Below are 17382 nucleotides of genomic sequence, written 5' to 3'. Positions count from 1 at the left end.
ATTCCCGAAGTATCCGGTGCAGCTTTCGAGTTCTTCGGCTTGAACCAGGAATTATGGCAAGCATCGTAAATGGTTGCTCAGCAGGCCGCAACCCCGAAAGTTGAGGCTTATACCCTTACCTCTCCCGCAGCCGTTTCCGCTCCACCGCCTGTCGGACCTTTTGGAGCAGTTCGTCCAGTTTGGCGGGTTTCATCAGGTAGTCGAAGGCTCCGAGTTCCATGCCTCGGATTCCGGACTCCACGGAGGCATGTCCTGTGAGCATGATCACCTCCACCAAGGGCCAGCGGTCCTTGATTTCCTGGAGCAGGCTCAGCCCGTCCCGCCCGGGCATCTTTACGTCCATGACCACTACGTCGATTTCGAAGCGCTGGAGCAGTTCCAGGGCCTCGTCTCCGCCAGCGGCCCCGTGTACGTCGTAACCGCGGTGATTCAAACGCTTGATGATGGCGGATAAAAAATCCGCCTCGTCGTCCACCAGCAGCATCCTCACGTTTTCCATGCCCTTGTTCTCCTTGAGAGTGACCGCTTCGGCGCTTCAGGTATCCAACCCCAGAAGCTTCATTTTCCGCCACAAGGTGCTCCGCCCCCAACCAAGGGCGTCCGCGGCTTGACCGCGTTTGCCCTTGGCCGTCCGCAGCGCTTCCAGGATCATCTGTTTTTCCATGTCCTTCCAGGTCGAGCCCGTTGGGACGCCCTGAGGAACACTCAATGGATCGTTCACCTCGGAAATCGTTCCTCTTCCTTGGGCTTCATCCCATAAATTATCGTGCGGGCCGGGACGAGCCTCGTCCGGGAAGCTCCGTCGATTCCCGCGAACGGCGATTTGCCTGGAGGTGGAGTCGGCCTCAGGACGTTCTCCCCGAAGCAGGTAGTCCGGCAGATGGACGCGCTGAACTGTTTCCGTGAAACAGAAGGTCGCGGCATACTCCACGATATTCTTCAACTCCCGGACATTACCCGGATAATCGTAGTCCAGCAGGACGTCCAGAGCTTCCGGAGAGAACCCAGAGATCGTCTTGCTGGCCTGCATGGCAAAGGTGCGCAGGAACTGGTCCAGAAGCCGCCGCACGTCGCCCTCGCGTTCACGTAGCGGCGGCAGATGAATCCGGATCACGTTCAATCGAAACAGGAGATCGCTGCGGAATTGACCGGACCGGACCATGGCTTCAAGATCCCGTAATGTCGCGGCGATGATTCGAACGTTGACCTTGGTTCCCTGGCCGCTGCCCAAGGGAAAAACAGTCTTATCGTCCAGAAAGGTTAGGAGTTTGGTTTGCAACCCCAGAGGAAGATCCCCGATTTCCGTAAGAAACAAGGTACCGTTGTGAGCCAGCTTGAACCGTCCGGGCTTGCTTTCCGTGGCTCCGGTAAAGGCGCCTTTTTGATGGCCGAAGAGTTCGGATTCCAAAAGCGTTTCCGGCAGAGCCCCGCAGTTGACCTTGATGAACGCACCCTTGCCCCGGTCCGACGCAAGATGAATGGCCTCGGCGATGATGTCCTTCCCGGTCCCGGTTTCACCGGTGATCAGCACGGACGAATCCGTCTGTCCGACCATGGGCAGAATATGGAAGATGCGCTCCATCTGGGGACTGTTGCCGATCAGGTGTCCGAAGCGAGCGGCATGGTGAGCCTTCCAGGACCACTCTCCGGAGTGTTGCGTGTTCTCCACGGTTTCCAGATACCCGCAACACCCGCCCCCCACGTCTTTCACCGGAGTCACGGATATCCGAACCGGAATCTTCTTGCGGTCACGGTTGATGATGTTGCCATCCAGGCAACAGGGTGCCGTTTCCTGGTCAAACCGCTCCCGCTCCACCGGACAGTTCTCGATGCATACGGCGTTGCGCAGAATATGCGCACATCGAACTCCGCGGCAATCCCGTCGATCAAAACCGGTCAACGCTTCCATGGCCCGGTTCACGGCCACGATCCGTCTTTCCCGATCCAAAATCATCGCACCCAGCGGGATTTCATCCAACAATCCCTGAAATGAAACCGCCAAGGGAAACAACCCATGTATTTCAAACAATTCAAGACTCCATTATCATTATCACAAGACGTCCGGCCACTTGAACAAATCACCAGCCAAGGATAAAGGCAATCATAGCTGACTTGCAAGGATGAATCACAAGGAAACGGCCCATGCCCGAACACGCTTCCCGACTTCGATCCACAACGGTGCTCATGGCCGTCGGCCTCGCAACCCTGCCCTACTTGGCCGCCATGACGGTGTTTTGGCTCAGCCTGGCAACCTCACCGCCCGCCGTTCTGGCCCCTGAAAGCTACACTTTGCGTGTCATCCTGGCCGGACTGCTTGGCATCGGCCTGTTCGGCATCGGCGCGGCGATGGTCCTGCTGCGCCGTTGCCTGGCTTGCGAAGCGCTACGAGAGTCCTTGACCATGGAGACCATGAGTGAGCAGTTCATCGAGGCCGGGAAAATGGCCTCTATCGGCGAACTGGCCGCGGGCATCGCCCATGAAATCAACAATCCTGTGGCAATCATGGTCGAAGAGGCCGGGTGGATGGAAGATTTGCTGCAAGAAGACGCCGAAATGGCCAACTCCCGGAACTTCGAAGAGTTGCGCCGAGCGTTGGGTCAGATCCGAACCCAAGGCGCCCGCTGCAAGGACATCACCCACAAGATGCTCAGCTTCGCCCGCAAGTCCGATCTGCGGATGCAAGAGGTACATCTGAACGCCATGATCCGAGACGTCGGCGCCTTGTCTGAAAATCACGCCCGTTACGCCAACGCCCGAATCGAACTGCACCTGGCGGATGATCTGCCGCCCATCACCGCTTCAGCCTCGGAAATGCAGCAGGTTCTTCTGAACCTGTTCAACAACGCCCTGGACGCCTTGGAAAGCAGGGGCGGGACGATCACCGTCACCACGCACACCGTCGGAGACATGGCCGAGATTGCCGTCGCGGACACGGGCATGGGCATTCCCAAAGCCAACCTTTCCCGGATTTTCGACCCGTTCTTCACCACGAAACCCGTGGGCAAGGGCACCGGCCTGGGGCTTTCGATCTGCTACACGATCATCAAAAACATGGGCGGCGACATCACCGTGGCCAGCCAGGTCAACGTCGGCACGACCATCACCATCCGTCTCCCCTTGACCAAGGACCCAAAAGAGCGGAAAGTTGCCGAGAGCGCGAGGACATGACCGCGGATGGAAAAGCACGATCGCTTCGAACTCACCCAGACTTCTTTGTGAAAAATTTACCGTGCGTCAATCCCACGCCGACGACAGAAACGGAGACTTTTGTCTCATCCTTTGAACAACCAACCCCGGAGGCTGCACATGTCACTGGCAAAGATTCTTCTCGTGGACGATGAAGTTCCATTCGTGGACACCATGGTCAAACGGTTGTCCAAGCGGGACTTCGAAATCTTCACCGCCTACAGCGGACAAGAGGCCCTGGACCAGCTGGACAAGCACCACGACATCGACATCGCTGTCCTGGACGTGAAAATGCCCGGCATGGACGGAATCGCCACGCTTAAGGAAATCAAGAACCGCTTCCCCCTGGTTGAGGTGATCATGCTCACCGGTCACGGCACCGTGGAGTCGGCCATTGACGGCATGAAGCTGGGTGCGTTTGACTACCTGATGAAGCCGGCGGAAATCGACGATCTGGTGGAAAAGGTCAAAAAAGCCGAGCGGGTCAAGCGCGAGCGGGAAGAAAAGATCCGCGAGGCCGAAGCCAGGGAAGTCATGCATCGACGAGCCTGATTTTCGAATCCATGCCCACCGCTTCCCGAACCTCTCCCCTGGCGGCCCTGCACGTTCTGCTGGTGGACGATGAACAGGGCTTCGTCGACGTTCTGACCAAGCGTCTGCGTCGACGCGACGTCTCCGTGACCTCCGTCCTCTCCGGCAAGGAAGGCGTTCGCGCCCTGCGCGGACGATCCTTTGACGTCGCCGTACTGGACCTGAAAATGGAGGACTTGGACGGCATCGAGGTGTTGAAAATCTTCAAGATCCTGGACCCGGCCATGCCGGTGATCATTCTGACCGGACACGGATCGGAACAGGCCGCCAGGGAAGGTCTGGCCTTGGGAGCGGCGGACTACCTAATGAAGCCCTGTGATCTGGACGAGCTGCTGATCAAAATCAGTGCCCTGGCACACCATCCAGGGACGCAGGCCGCGTGAAGCGGACCAACGTGTTGGTGGTGGACGACCAGGACGACTTCCGAGTTCCTCTGGTCAAACGGCTGCAAAAGCGCAATTTCATCATCCGCGGGGCCCAAGGAGGCCGGACGGCTCTGGAAATGATGGCCGAGGACCCCGCGGACGTTGTGCTCCTGGATCTGCGCATGTCGGACATGGACGGCCTGGATCTGCTCCAGGTGCTCAAGCAGCGCCACCCCGCCACCCAGGTCGTCGTGCTCACAGGATACGCCTCTATGGAATCCGCCCAAACCGCCCGGCAACTGGGTGCGCTGGACTACCTGATGAAGCCAGGCAATCTGGACGAGATTCTGTCCAAAATCCATGAGGCTGCGTCCACCATCGTCCGACCTGAACCCGTCCAAGCCTGATCCGCCGTCACCGCGGTTTCTTTTCCCCCGCTTCATTCCAGATCATGCCCACCACTCTCTCCCGGTTCCTTGAGCAATTGCCCACGACCGCTCGCAAACGCGAGGAGTCCGTATCCCGTATTGTGAAGGATCTGCCCGGACTGAAGCAGGCCTGGACCCGGCTCGCCGACGCTGATGCCGAATTTCTCAGCCGCGTCGCTGAGTGTGAACTCGCCTCCCGAGACACCTCCCCGCCGACCATGACCACTTTGCGGGCCCAGAGCACCCGTATGTGCGTTTCGATCTGCGCCATGCTGCGCTCCGTCCGGGAAATGAGCACGCGGGATTTGAGCGGCATCGAAGGGCCGTTTCGGGACCTGGCGCGATCCATCCACCTCGCCGCCGCGCCTCCAGGGCCGCCGGAAAACCCGGAGCTGATCGTTCCCCTCTCTCAGGCAAACTCGGAAAACATCCCGGCGGTGGGATACAAAGCGGCCCTGCTGGGAGATATTCGTCGGCTGCATCCGCGCTCGAACCTCTCGGGGTGGCGTGTTCCGGACGGATTCGTGATCACCGCCGAGGCGTACCGGCTGTTCATGGTTCATCAGGGATTGGCGGACGAAATCAATCGGCTTCTGCAAATTCACGAAAGCGCCACGTTGGTGGACCGGTTGCGGCTTAGCTCGGAACTGCAACAACGCATCATCACCGCCCAGCTGCCGGATCAATTGCAAACCGCGGTCCGGGCCGCGTACCGCGAACTGGAATCCGCCGCCGGACACCGCGGCGTGCGTGTCGTCCTGCGCCCCAGTTGCGTCGGGGAAGCCCCTCCGGAACGCTCGTTCACCGGGCTGCACCGCACCGAAGTCAACGTGGGCGAAGACCTGTTGCTTACGGCCTACAAGGAGATTCTGGCCTCCCAATATGGGCCGACGGCCATGCGCCACCGCCGAATTGGCGGATTGCGGGTCGAGGATCAGCCCATGGCCGTGATCTGCTCGGCCATGGTGGACACCATGGCCGCCGGACTGATTATCACCCGGCATTCCGCTGACTCGGCGTCCACCTTGGTGCAGGTCCTCGCGGTCCCCGGCTTGGCCAAGGCCGTTTTCGAGGGCTATGTTCAGCCGGACGAATGGGAGGTGTCTCGCGAGTCGTCGCGGATCATCGCCCGGCGGATTGTCGATAAACCGGAACGATTCACGGCCTTTCTCGCCGAGGAAGGGGTCTCCCTGTTGAGTAACCCGCCCTTTCTGCGCGACCAGCCCACCCTGGAGGACGAGCGGATTATGGACGTAGCCCGGTTGGGCATGGAGCTGGAAGCCCATTGCGGCGGTCCGTTGCGCATGGAGTGGGCCCTGTCCAAGGATGGTGAATACTTTATCCAACAGCTCCGGCATGTTCGCCATGCCTCCTCTTCCGGCGCGCCGCTTGGCCCATCGCCGACAGCTCGGCCACCCTCAGTCCCGACCGCCTACGAGGATACCATTCTGGCTCAAGGAACCGAGACGGCTTGTCCGGGCCTGGACGCTGGGCGGGTCTTTGTCGCGCACACCAACAACGACCTGCTGCACGTCCCGGAAGGAGCGGTCCTCGTCGTCACCCGCCCCTTGCGGCGCTGGTCCGGGGTTGTGCCCCACGTCGCAGCGGTGGTGGTCGAAGCAGGAGGCGTATTCAGCCACCTGGCCTCCATCGCTCGGGAGTTCCAGGTTCCCGCGATCTGCGGCGTCCACAACGCCACAGCCGTGCTGCAAAACGGTCAGGATGTCGTCGTGGACGCGACCCAACGCAACGTTCTCGCGCCATCTACCCCACGGCTCGCGCCCCCTCACGGAAGCGAACCGCTCAACCATCCCACCCAAGACCCCGCTCAACCGGCAACCCCCGCCCACAAGACCCTGGCCACGATACTGAGCCAGGTAGCCCCCTTGAGTCGGGTCAACCCTTTGGACCCGCGAATTGCAACGGAAAACGTTCAGAGTCTTCGGGACATGGCCCAAGTCTGTCGGCTGCTGGCTTGTCGCCAAATCCTGAAACTGTCGTATGCGCCCGGCCTGCTCCATCACTTGGCGGTCCCGCATCCGCTGAACTGGTGGGTCCTGGACCTGGACGATCCGTGCCTGGAAAAGCAGATGGGCCGCCCGTCCCCAGCGGAGCCCCACGCACCGACGTTCCATCCGGTCCTGCACCCCATGCTCAACGCCGTCTGGACGGGCATCGCCCGATCGGACTGGACACTTTACGCCAATTCTCCCCGCCAGTTCCGCCTCTTGCGCTTCATTCGCCGCCTGCGGGCCTCGGTCCGCCCCCTTTCAGCACCCCGCCCGCGAATATTCATCCTTTCCGAAAGCACGACCCTGCTCAACCTCTCATTGGAGCGGGCCTTGTTCAACATTCAGGTCCATGAGGCGTCGCCATCCATGAACACCTTGAGCTTTATCTGGCAGTGGTTCCCGCCCTGGACCCCGCTCCCGGACGTGCAACGCATGGTGGTCGACACGGTCCGGCTTCACGGCTTCTTCGCGGAACTCGCCCCTGACGGTTTGTGCGCTTGGTCCACGGGCCACGATCCGTCGGAACTACGCCGTCGCGCGGCCTTTCTCGGCGCTCTGATCGCGTTTGTCCAACGCCCAAACACGGCCCTGAATCTCAACTTTGACGATTCAAGGCCTTGAGAAAGGATAATATATTCAGCTCTCCTCTTGAGCCTCCATGAGTTCCAGCGGCAGTTCAAGCGTAAGGCCCGTCCCGTTGGAAGCAAAGACCAGACAGGCCTGGAGTCGCTGAAGAAGCAGTGGCAGGGCCGGATCGGATGATTGCGTCCCCACAGCTCCATTGTCCCCGTCCCTGATCATCTGGACACGTACTTTTTCGGCACCTGACTCCAGCCGGAGTCGCAGGGCCCCCTTGGAGGTTCCGGAGTCAAGCAGGACGTTCATCGCGCAAAACAACAGATGCAGCAACTCAAAGGGTCTGGTCCGGATGGTCACGCATTCAGCACCCGGCTCCACGAGCACGGTCGCCCTCTTGCGCCGGGCCAGCCTTGCGGATATCTCCCCAAACAGCTTCAGAAAGTCAGCGATGTCCACGGCCCCAACCGGACTGTCGGCCGTATGGGCAAAGGTGTTGAAGCGTCGGACCACCGCATCCGCCTTGGTCACCTGATCGGCCACATCCTGAACCACCTTGCTCAGGCGCTTTCGATAGACTGGGCCGTCATCGGCATCCATGGCCAGCATGTCCCCCAGCAACCCATTCTGTTCGTTGATGATCGCCAGATGGTTCTTGATTTCATGCGTAACGCTGGCCGAAATCGCCGCGAAAAAACCCAGTTCCTGACCATAGAGTCGTTTCCATTCTTCACGCCGCATGCGCCCTCGCTTTGTGGAAAGAAGTTATCCGTCCGTCTTCATCCCGCGCTTGTCCCTGGAGCGTTTAAAGATGCGGCATGCCGCCGAATGCTCCACCCTTAACCATGCAAAACCGCCGCTAATCGAGATCGGGTCGACACATCCCGGACCATGAGCTACACGAAAAGCTTCTTCTTGCCCGAACCGCCCTTTAAAAGGCCCCGGATCGCCGCGAAAAGGTCGGCCAAGGAAGCAAAAAGGAAGCGAATCATCTTCAACAAGCGGGGAGTGCATGGCTGAATCGATTCCATTGACGCCGGAAATGCTGTGGGTTCTGGGAATCCTCGGCTTGACCGTCATCCTGTTCATCTCCGAAGTGGTTCGGGTGGACGTGGCCGCGGTGACCATCATGATGATCCTGGGGGTCATGGGCCTGATCCCCGGTGTGCCCGCCCTGGTTCCCGGCGACCAGTTGTTCAGGGGCTTTGCCAGCAACGCCGTGATCTCCATCATCGCCGTGATCATTTTGGGCAAAGCCCTGGACAAGACCGGCCTGATGAGCAAGCTGGCCTCCCTGATCCTGCGCGTCGGCGGACAGACCGAGCGCCGGATCGTGCCGGTTATCTCCGGAACCGTGGGCGTGGTCTCCGGGTTCATGCAGAACGTGGGCGCGGCGGCCCTGTTCATGTCCGTGATCAAGCGCATCGCCATGCGCACCGGCCTGCCCATGTCCCGCCTGCTGATGCCCATGGGCTTTTGCGCCATTCTCGGCGGGACCCTGACCATGATCGGCTCCAGTCCGCTGATCCTGCTCAATGATCTGATCGCCACCTCCAACCGGATGCTGCCCGAAGGCGTCGCTCCCATGCGCACCTTCGCCATCTTCGACGTGACTCCGGTGGGCGTCGCTTTGATTCTGACCGGCATCGTCTATTTCGTGCTCCTGGGTCCCTACGTTCTGCCGGCAAAAAAAGGGCAGGATCAGGAAGTTTCCACTGTGGAGTACTTCCGCCGATTGTACGGCCTTGAGGGCGACATCTTCGAGATCCACGTCTTTGCCGGCAGCCTCCTGGACGGCAAGACCGTGGCTGACGCCGAAAGCCTGTTCGGCAACCGGGTCGCGGTCATCGGCCTTTACCAAAACCGGGATCTGCGCATCGCCCCAGCCCACGACATCGTCATCCAGGCCGGCTCCCAGATCGGCCTGCTGGGAGCGCGCGCGGACATCGGCGACGTCTGTCAGGAGATGGACCTGCAATGTTCGGGCATGCTCACCCACTTCGCCGAGGTGCTTTCCGCGTCCCAGGCCGGAATTTCCGAGGTGGTCGTCCCGCCGCGCTCCAATCTGATCGGCAAGACCTTCCAGGACGTCCGGATGCGCAAGACCCACGGCATCTCGGTTCTGGCCGTGAACCGCGCCGGGAAGGTCATCCGCGGCAACCTGCGGGATCTGCCTTTGCAATCCGGAGACACGTTGGTGCTGCACAGTCTCTGGGAAGACCTGGCAGCCCTGGAGAAGAACCCGGACTTCGTGGTGGTCACCTCCAACTTTCCCCACGAGGTGATCCTGCATGAGAAGATGCCCCACGCCCTGGCCATTTCCCTGATCACCATGGTTTTGGTGCTGTTCAGCGATCTACGACTGTCCGTCTCCCTGATGGCCGGGGCCGCGGCCATGATCGTCAGCGGCGTGCTGACCATGGACGAGGCCTACAAAAGCGTGAGCTGGCAGTCGGTTTTTCTGCTGGCCAGCCTGATTCCCTTGGGCATGGCCGTGGAGTCCACGGGCACGGCGGCCTGGATCGCGGTGCAGACTCTCAACCTGCTGGGCGACGTTCCGATCTGGGTGCTTCAAGCCGCTGTGGCCGTGCTCAGTACGGTCTTCACGCTGCTGATGTCCAACGTGGGGGCCACGGTTCTGCTGGTGCCCCTGGCCGTGAACATCGCCGTGCTGGCTGGGGCCGATCCGGCCATGTTCGCCCTGACCGTGGCCATCAGCACGTCCAACTCGTTTCTGATCCCCACGCACCAAGTCAACGCGCTGATCATGGGCCCCGGCGGCTACCGCAACGCCGACTTCCTGCGCGCCGGAGGGATCATGACCGTACTGTTTCTTATCGTGTCCCTGACAGTGCTCAACCTGCTCTTCTAGCTCCGAGGTACACCCATGCCTATATTGACCATTTACAGTGCCGCCTACTGCCAGGAACAGGAAGTAGCCGGCGCCGTTGCCAAAGCCCTCTCCCTGAAGGTTTTGGAGGATCGCCAAATTATCGCCGAGGCCGCCTCGACCTATGGGCTTTCGGAAAACAAGTTCTACCGCGCCCTGTTCGGCAAACCGTCCGTGTTCAACACCTTCACCCGGGAACGGGAGCGCTGCGTGAGCTGCTACAAGGCCGTGGTAGCCCGGCGCCTGCTCGAGGACGATCTGCTGCTCCTGGGCCTGGCCGGTTCCCTGGTTCCCAAGACCATGACCCATGTGCTCAAGGTCTGCTTAGCCGCGGACGAGGCATTTCGGCTCCAGACCGCGGCCCGGTCCCACCACCTGGACCCCAAGGCTCTGACCAAGTTGATCGCCCAGGAGGACGAGGCCCGAACCCGCTGGACCGACTTCCTGGCTCAAAAGGATCCCGGACGATCCTCGCCCTGCGACATCCTGATCCCCATGGATGCGACCCCGGTCCAGGACGCCGCGGACCTGATCCAGGATCGGGCTCAGCGCGCCGTTACCCTGCCCACCCAGGAATCCTCCCAGGCGGCGATGGACTTCGCCCTGGCGGCCAGGGTGGAGGCGGCTCTGGCCGTCAAGGGCCATGTGCTCCGGACGGACGTGAAGCTGGGCCGGATCGAACTGCACGTGGACAAGAACGTTGTCCGGCCGGAGCGTCTGGAAGAGGAGCTAAGGGCCATCGTCCGGGACGAGGCCGGGGACGCCCCCCTGGAAGTCAGGCTGGGTCCGGATATCTACCGGACCGATGTCTATCGCCCCTTCGACTTTGAAAACCCGGCCAAGGTGCTGGTGGTGGACGATGAACGGGATTTTGCCGTGACCCTGTCCGAGCGGCTCAAAATGCGCGAAATGGGAGCGGCCGTGGTCACCAGCGGGGAGCAAGCCCTGCGGGTGGTGGAGGAAGACGAGCCCGAAGTGATCCTCCTGGACCTGAAAATGCCCGAAATTCACGGCATGGACGTCCTGCGCATGATTCGCCAAGGCCATCCCCGTGTGCCGGTGATCATCCTTTCCGGCACGGGCAACGAGAAGGATTTTCAAACCTGCCTGAACCAGGGAGCTTTCGCCTGCCTGCAAAAGCCCGTGGATTTCAAGGAACTCACTGAAACTATCCGCCGGGCTTACGCCACGCTGGACACCGAGCGGAAAAAGGGATGAGTCACCCTATCTTCCCCTGACTCTCCAACAATTGGCGAATATTCTGAATCAGCACTTCGATTTTCAATGGTTTGAGCAGATACAACGCCCCGGCGCGGGTTCCGGCCTGAAAGTCCCGCTCCGAGGTGTGCCCGGTCAGAAAGATGCAACGCATTCGCGGATGCAGAACATGGAGCTGATCCCACAACTCCAGACCGCTCACATGAGGCATCTTCACATCCAACACAGCCAGGTCGTAGTCGTTTTCTCCAGCCATGCGCAAAGCCTGATCCCCGGTGATGGCATAGTCCGCGGCAATGCCCCGAATCGCCAGCCGCTCGGCCAAGGCGGAAACAAGCTCAAGCTCGTCATCCACAAGCAGAATTCGCACTTTCCTCCTCCTTTTGCGCACGAGCCACAGGCAGCGTTACTGTGAACGTGGTTCCCCGACCCAGCTCCGACTGAACATGGATCAAGCCACCCAGCTTTTTGACCAACCCGTAGGTTATGGACAGGCCCAGCCCCGTCCCTTGCTTGGACTTGGTGGAAAAAAAAGGCTCGAAAATCCGCTTCATGTTTTCCGGCGAAATACCGCATCCATTGTCCGTTATGGAGATTTGAACCTCCGAAGGCTGGGGAACGTCCAAGGCAATGGCAATCATTCCGCCATCCTGGACCGCGGCAAAGGCATTGTTCACGATGTTCAGCAGCACCTGCTGCAGCTGCCCCTTGTCCGTATGGATCATCGGAACATTCTCCTGAATATCCAAACTGACATGGATATCCCGGTACTGGGCCTCCTTGTCCAGAAAACCCAGTACATCCCGCACCGTCTGCACCACATCCACCTGCTCCAACTGGACGTCCACATGCCGGGCAAACCCCAGCAGCCGATGGGTAATGGCGCTGCAGCGCTCCACGGACATCAGGATGGAGTCCACCAAGGACAAGAGTTTCTTGTCCTGGCCGTATTTGTCCGAAAATGAGAAGATATCCTTTATCAGGCCGGCTTTTTCATTGATCACGGCCAGTGGATTGTTGATCTCATGGGCCACGCCGGCGGCCAAGCGTCCGATGGAGGCCATCTTGTTGGTATGTTCCACCGTATGCAAAGCGATGGAGCGCTTTCTGTCCGCCTCATAAATCCGCCGCACCAATACAGTTGCCGAAGTTAAAATGACCGCCACGATGCAGGTCACGCTGATCAGCAAAAAACCAAACATTTCCATACGCAACCGCCACCAGTTGCGCATCATCTCCTGCTGTTGCTTGACCACCATGAAGATGAACGGCGTATTTTCCACATAAACGTATCCCATGTAGGCGGGGTTTTGTCGGATATCCTCGATTTCAAAAATGACCGGAACGTCCGAGTACGGAGGTACGGGGTACGAAATTTCGTTCAACACATCGCCGTGAGAAAAGCTGGGGGTTTGCAGCACGCCTTGTCTATTGACCAGAAACGCGTCCGTCGTGGCTCTCAGGTTCAAAGACTGCACCAGATTGAAGAACTGTTCCGTATCGATGGTTGCTCGAAGAATCATAATCGTGCCGTCATAACAGATCCGCTTCACGGCGATCACGAAATGCGGCACGTCTCGAAAACCGAGAAAAACATCGCTGATAAACACCCGTCGATCCAGGACTTCGGCAAACCAGTCCTGTTCCGAATAGTCCTTGCCCTTCAGATCGAACGGCCCGACATAGGCCAGCTGCTTTCCGTATCCGTCAATCAAACCGACATCCACGAATCCACCAAAAGCGGCCTTCATATTATGATAGAGTTCATGGAGAAAAAACTCGTCTGAGAGTTCTTCCAGCGAATGATCAGCGACAATGAATTCCAGCACTGCCTGACGCTGTTGCAGGAAGGACGCCAGACTCAACTTGGTATTGGAAAGCAGACTGTTGATCGGATAGACGAAATCCGCCTGCATGGCCTTGCGGTTCAGGTTGTAGTCCATGAACGTGATCACCAGCAGCGGAACCACGGATACCGTGGTCACCAGCAGGACCACCAGCTTCCAGATCCGCCGATAGTTGAATCCACCCCCATCCACCCCGGGCTCGGATGGATCGTCGGCGTCCCAAAACGCCGGTTTAAAGCGCTCCCAGAGCATGACAAGGGCGTTACGCGCCATTCTCGTGCTCGGTAGGGCTTGTTGTCCGGGCCTGTTTCTCCTCCTGGACATGGTCCGGATTCCGTGACCGGGCCTGCTCCAGGAGCCGGGTCAGGATGTCGATGTCCACCGGCTTTTGCAGGTAGGCGAAGGCTCCGGCATCCATGCAATTCCGTTCATCTTCCTTGGAACCGTGGCCGGTGAGAATGATCACCTGAACCTGGGGATGGGCCCGCTTGACTCGACGCAGAACCTCCAGGCCGTCAATTCCGGGCATTTTCAGGTCCAGGACCATCACGTCCGGCTCGTCTTCATCCACGAAGGCCAGGGCCTGCTCCCCGTCATACACCACCGCGGAGCCGATTTCCCGCATCAACAGCCGTTCGGACAAGGTGTGCACGAACTCCCGTTCGTCATCCACCAGCAGCAATTTCCCCCGTTGTTCGGGCTGATGTTGTCGGTACATGTTTTTTTGATAGAATTCCGGACTCAGGTTGATGATCACTTCCTTGACTCCAGGGACCCGGATCACGATGTCCCGCAGTTCCTCTTCCAGCTTGGAGAGCATGATCACGTTCTGGGTGATGAGCAGTTCAACCCGGCCGCTCTCCGCCTTGACCTGCCCCGCGTGCCCTTCTTCGGCCAGAGCCAGTTCCACCTCGGCCTGGAGCTGAAAATCCCTGAGCGCCTTGCGGGACAAATCGTCGGGTTGGAGCAGATCCTTTCGGGAATGCTCAACAATGGCAGCCGCGCCCTCTTCCACGCTTTTGCGATCCATGGGCAGGACCAGGTCGTACAGCGTATGGTCCCAGGGCTCCTTGCGAAGCAGCTCCTCGGTCCAGGCCGCCCGGACCCGGTCGTCCCCGGCCACCTGCTCACGGGCCAGTTCCATGGAAAGCTTCAGGTCGGCAATGGCCCGGTCCACCCGGTACCCGAACTCCGCGATCAGGCAAACGTGGAAGACGTGGTTCACGGAACGGGGCACCAGGTGTGCAAGAAAGCCCGAACAAAGGACCTTGTCCTGTTCCAGGTCCACCAGCATATCCGCCAGGGTCCGGCGGACCATGGCCAAGTGAAGCCGCTTTTCAACGGCGAAAAAAGCCCCACTCCACTTCCCCTGAAACAAGGATCGCTCTAACGCCAGGGCTTGCACCCCGAACCGGGCCTGGGTCAGCTCCAGGAGTTTCCGGTCCTCCAGCTCCACCATGCCGATCCGCTGCGTGACCAGCGCGACGACTTCTTTTTCGTGACAGAAGCTTCCGTGAAAAATACTGATGATGCCCATGAGCTTGCCTTATTGAGATTGGAGATCCGATGTCTGATTCAGGACGCAACGCCCATCCTGGACCATGCCCCCGATGTCCGTGCACAGCATAGCCCGGTAATAGGACACCTGATCCGGATTGAGCATGATCATGTCCAACTGCCGGGTATGGATGGTCAGATAACCGAGAATCCGCAAAGCCGCCAATGTTTCCTCCAGGGGGCGACCGCTGATCCGGGCGATGAGCATGTCCTCGTGGGACTCGATTTCAAAGCCTTGCTCCTCCAGCACGGACGCGATGAACCGGGTGCGCATGACCCGTCGCCGCAGGTCCGCGGCTCCGCCCTTGAACGAAAAGCGGGCGTAGTTCTCATACGCCGGATCCCCCGCCAGGGTCTCCACCGTGGAGAAATGAAAGCCCATTCTGGAGGTCAGATTGCAAAAATACCGGGAGATCATGAAGTAGTTACGCTGGGCGTACTCCGAGGCCCCATCCGCGTTGAGGTTCGGATTGGAAGCGGCCTGGAGCATCACGGACATGAACCCCCTGCCGTCCACGGCCGGTGGCCCGGCCCAGGGCTTGGCCGTGATCCCGGCCCACAACGCCTGCATGGGCTGGGACTGAATATTGGAGATATGCACGTGCGGACCCGTCACCGGATCTCGGAACCCGTCCTCCAGGTCCAGCACCCACCACTGCATGGGCACGTCCACCACCAGACGCTTGCCGGCCCGCCGGACCAGGGCCGTCTCTTGCCCAAAGGAGAACATCTCCCGGACGCTCATCTCATGGCAAAAGCGGGTGATATCGTGCAGGGTTTGGCAATTCCCGGCCTTGAAATCCGGTCCGGCCGGGTCGGTCAGGTTCAGCGGCGTGATCAGCCGGACCACCTCCTTCAAGGTCTCATGGACCGGGGTGCCTTCCATCAGTCCCTTGCGGGGCCGCTGCTGGGCCAAAAGCCGCTCCACCCGCCCGGAATGCACCCGGCGCATGTCCGCGTCCAGGGTGACCTCTTCCCCGGTCCCGAGTTTTCGCGTCGCCTCGGGGACGTTGAACAGCGCCGGAAGCCCGAACTCCCGAGCCACGTTGGCCAGATGCCCGGTGATGCCTCCGGTTTCGGTGATCACGGCCGCGGCCCGGGGCAACAGCGTGGCCCAGCGGGGATGGGCCCGCGCGGCCACTAGGACCGCGCCCGTTGGAAACCGCAATATATCGTCGTTGGCCCGGACCACGAAGACCGGCCCCGCGGCAATGCCGGGACTGGCCGTGTCCCCGCCCTGAAGCACCACGTCATCCGGGACCGTTTCGCCGGTCACGCCTCCATCCGGTGCAACGGCTTCCGCGTCCCCTTCTTGCGGCAGCTGCGTCAACGGGCGACACTGCACGATCACCAGACGCCCTTCTTCGTCCAGCACCCATTCCACATCCACCGGCGTCTCAAACCCCTCTTCCAGTCGTATGGTCGCCTGGGCCACCTCAGCGACCATGGCCCGGTCCAAGGAAGGGAGACGTCCCTCGTTCGGATCGAGGGCAACGCGGGTCACGCCTTCCTCAGGCAGACATTGAAACTTTTCCGTCTTCCGCGCCACCACTTCCTTCAATATCCGCTCCGGATCGGTCCGGGAAACAACCCACAGATCCGGAGTCACGCTGCCGTCCACCACGGCCTTGGGCAGTCCGGGCACGGCATTGATCAACAGTGCGTTTGCCCGAATGTCCGTCGGACTGCGGGAGTAGGCCACCCCGCCGGCCCGGGCGTCCACCATGGCCATGCACCCCACGCACATGGGCACGTCCTCGTCCTTGATGCCCCGGTTCAAACGGTAGGAAATGGCGGTCACGGAATACTTTCCAGCCAGAATTTCCTTAAAGGAAGCAAGCAGGTTGTTTGGGTTGACGTTCAACTCCGACCGGTATTGGCCTGCGAAGGATGCTCCGGAAGCGTCTTCCCCCACGGCGCTGGACCGCAGGGAAACTTTGACCCCGGCGCGGGTCCGCGCCTCCAGCCTACCGTAGGCCGCCTCAATGGCCCGCCGCAGATCCTCGGGAATCTCGGCGTTGATGATCGCCAACTGAATCTCCGAGCTGACCCGGTACAGGGCCGAAGGGTCCTCCATTTCCGTGGACTGGAGACGACGGTCGATCTCCTTTTGCAGCATGGTGTGGGCCATGAACCGCTCGTATCCGGCGACGGTGACCACGAATCCGTGGGGAATGCGCAGATCCGGAAAACGCTTCAGAATTTCACCAAGATTGGCCATCTTGCCGCCCACCGCGTCGGCCATTTCCTTGTCTACGGCCTCCAGGTCCAGGACGAAGTCCGTGACCGGACTGACGCGACGTCGCTCCAGAATCCCGCGGATATCGGCGCGGATATTCCGGAAGGCCGGCTCCAGATCCGCGTATCCGCCACCCGCCAGTTCCCGGAGATTTTTGACGATGGAATAGACGTCCACGGTAACTGCCGTACACCGGGACCGCACAAAGACCATGCCGAAGCTGTGCATGCCCTTCAGGGTCTGATCCAGCTCGGTCATCACCCGCAAAGCCTGATTGTTGGCTTCCAAAAGCCGCTTGAAAGAATTGTACTTGCCCTTGAACAGCGCGCCCACCGCCGCGGCCTCGACCTCGTCTATCTCCGGAGTCCGGCTGAACAGGCGTTTGATGCGGGTGAGCAGTGCGGTCATGGGGGGTGTTAGGGGCTCAACGGTTCACGGTTCAGAGGTTCAGCGGTTGCATGATGCAAAATCAA

General features: G+C 60.1%; 14 protein-coding genes. 7 read left to right on the top strand and 7 right to left on the bottom strand.

Annotated features, from left to right (window positions below):
- Positions 1–115 precede the first annotated feature (115 nt).
- Both GY33_RS0116215 and GY33_RS0116210 read right to left on the bottom strand, forming a co-directional pair.
- Positions 116–499 carry a response regulator gene (locus tag GY33_RS0116215; protein ID WP_031388342.1) on the bottom strand — a complete coding sequence of 128 codons (384 nt, stop codon included), beginning with the start codon at positions 497–499 and terminating at the stop codon, positions 116–118.
- A 36-nt stretch (positions 500–535) separates the two neighbouring features.
- Positions 536–2029 (bottom strand): sigma-54 interaction domain-containing protein, encoded by a 1494-nt coding sequence (locus GY33_RS0116210; RefSeq protein WP_051822743.1) that lies wholly within the window; start codon positions 2027–2029, stop codon positions 536–538.
- A gap of 113 nt (positions 2030–2142) precedes the next feature.
- Here GY33_RS0116210 and GY33_RS0116205 point away from each other — a divergent pair, with 113 nt between their 5' ends.
- From GY33_RS0116205 to GY33_RS0116185, 5 genes are all read left to right on the top strand, one after another.
- The gene (locus GY33_RS0116205; RefSeq protein ID WP_051822742.1) at positions 2143–3168 is read left to right on the top strand and encodes a sensor histidine kinase; all 1026 of its coding nucleotides are present in this window, start codon (positions 2143–2145) and stop codon (positions 3166–3168) included.
- 138 nt (positions 3169–3306) lie between these two features.
- Positions 3307–3738, top strand: a complete 432-nt coding sequence (locus tag GY33_RS0116200) for a response regulator (RefSeq protein WP_031388339.1) — start codon at positions 3307–3309, stop codon at positions 3736–3738.
- A gap of 11 nt (positions 3739–3749) precedes the next feature.
- The gene (locus tag GY33_RS0116195) at positions 3750–4160 is read left to right on the top strand and encodes a response regulator (RefSeq protein WP_051822741.1); all 411 of its coding nucleotides are present in this window, start codon (positions 3750–3752) and stop codon (positions 4158–4160) included.
- Positions 4157–4549 (top strand): response regulator, encoded by a 393-nt coding sequence (locus GY33_RS0116190; RefSeq protein ID WP_031388337.1) that lies wholly within the window; start codon positions 4157–4159, stop codon positions 4547–4549. The genes GY33_RS0116195 and GY33_RS0116190 overlap by 4 nt, the downstream gene beginning before the upstream one ends.
- 122 nt (positions 4550–4671) lie before the next feature.
- The gene (locus GY33_RS0116185; RefSeq protein ID WP_031388336.1) at positions 4672–7203 is read left to right on the top strand and encodes a PEP/pyruvate-binding domain-containing protein; all 2532 of its coding nucleotides are present in this window, start codon (positions 4672–4674) and stop codon (positions 7201–7203) included.
- Between the two features lie 15 nt (positions 7204–7218).
- Here the strand turns inward: GY33_RS0116185 and GY33_RS0116180 are convergent, their stop codons facing one another.
- The gene (locus GY33_RS0116180) at positions 7219–7899 is read right to left on the bottom strand and encodes a sensor histidine kinase (protein WP_031388335.1); all 681 of its coding nucleotides are present in this window, start codon (positions 7897–7899) and stop codon (positions 7219–7221) included.
- Positions 7900–8170: 271 nt separating this feature from the next.
- Here GY33_RS0116180 and GY33_RS0116170 point away from each other — a divergent pair, with 271 nt between their 5' ends.
- A complete protein-coding gene (locus GY33_RS0116170; protein WP_031388334.1) occupies positions 8171–10030 on the top strand; it encodes an SLC13 family permease in 1860 nt (619 codons plus the stop codon).
- A gap of 15 nt (positions 10031–10045) precedes the next feature.
- Entirely contained in the window at positions 10046–11266 is a 1221-nt protein-coding gene (locus tag GY33_RS0116165) for a response regulator (RefSeq protein ID WP_031388333.1), read from the top strand.
- Position 11267: 1 nt separating this feature from the next.
- On the opposite strand, the gene GY33_RS0116160 is transcribed toward GY33_RS0116165, so the two are convergent.
- Genes GY33_RS0116160 through GY33_RS0116145 form a run of 4 tightly spaced genes read right to left on the bottom strand, consistent with a single transcriptional unit; the run spans position 11268 to position 17317 of the window.
- Positions 11268–11636 (bottom strand): response regulator, encoded by a 369-nt coding sequence (locus tag GY33_RS0116160; protein ID WP_031388332.1) that lies wholly within the window; start codon positions 11634–11636, stop codon positions 11268–11270.
- Entirely contained in the window at positions 11614–13386 is a 1773-nt protein-coding gene (locus tag GY33_RS0116155) for a sensor histidine kinase (RefSeq protein ID WP_031388331.1), read from the bottom strand. The genes GY33_RS0116160 and GY33_RS0116155 overlap by 23 nt, the downstream gene beginning before the upstream one ends.
- Positions 13376–14650: a response regulator gene (locus tag GY33_RS0116150; RefSeq protein WP_051822740.1), complete on the bottom strand. Its 1275-nt coding sequence runs from the start codon at positions 14648–14650 to the stop codon at positions 13376–13378. Before GY33_RS0116150 ends, GY33_RS0116155 begins: the two co-directional genes overlap by 11 nt.
- Before the next feature lie 9 nt (positions 14651–14659).
- On the bottom strand, positions 14660–17317 hold the full coding sequence (locus GY33_RS0116145; RefSeq protein WP_051822739.1) for a PEP/pyruvate-binding domain-containing protein: 2658 nt from the start codon (positions 17315–17317) through the stop codon (positions 14660–14662).
- Between the last annotated feature and the right edge of the window lie 65 nt (positions 17318–17382).

Source organism: Desulfonatronum thiodismutans, from assembly GCF_000717475.1.
Taxonomy (GTDB): domain Bacteria; phylum Desulfobacterota; class Desulfovibrionia; order Desulfovibrionales; family Desulfonatronaceae; genus Desulfonatronum; species Desulfonatronum thiodismutans.
This window is presented reverse-complemented; position numbering and strand designations above follow the sequence as displayed.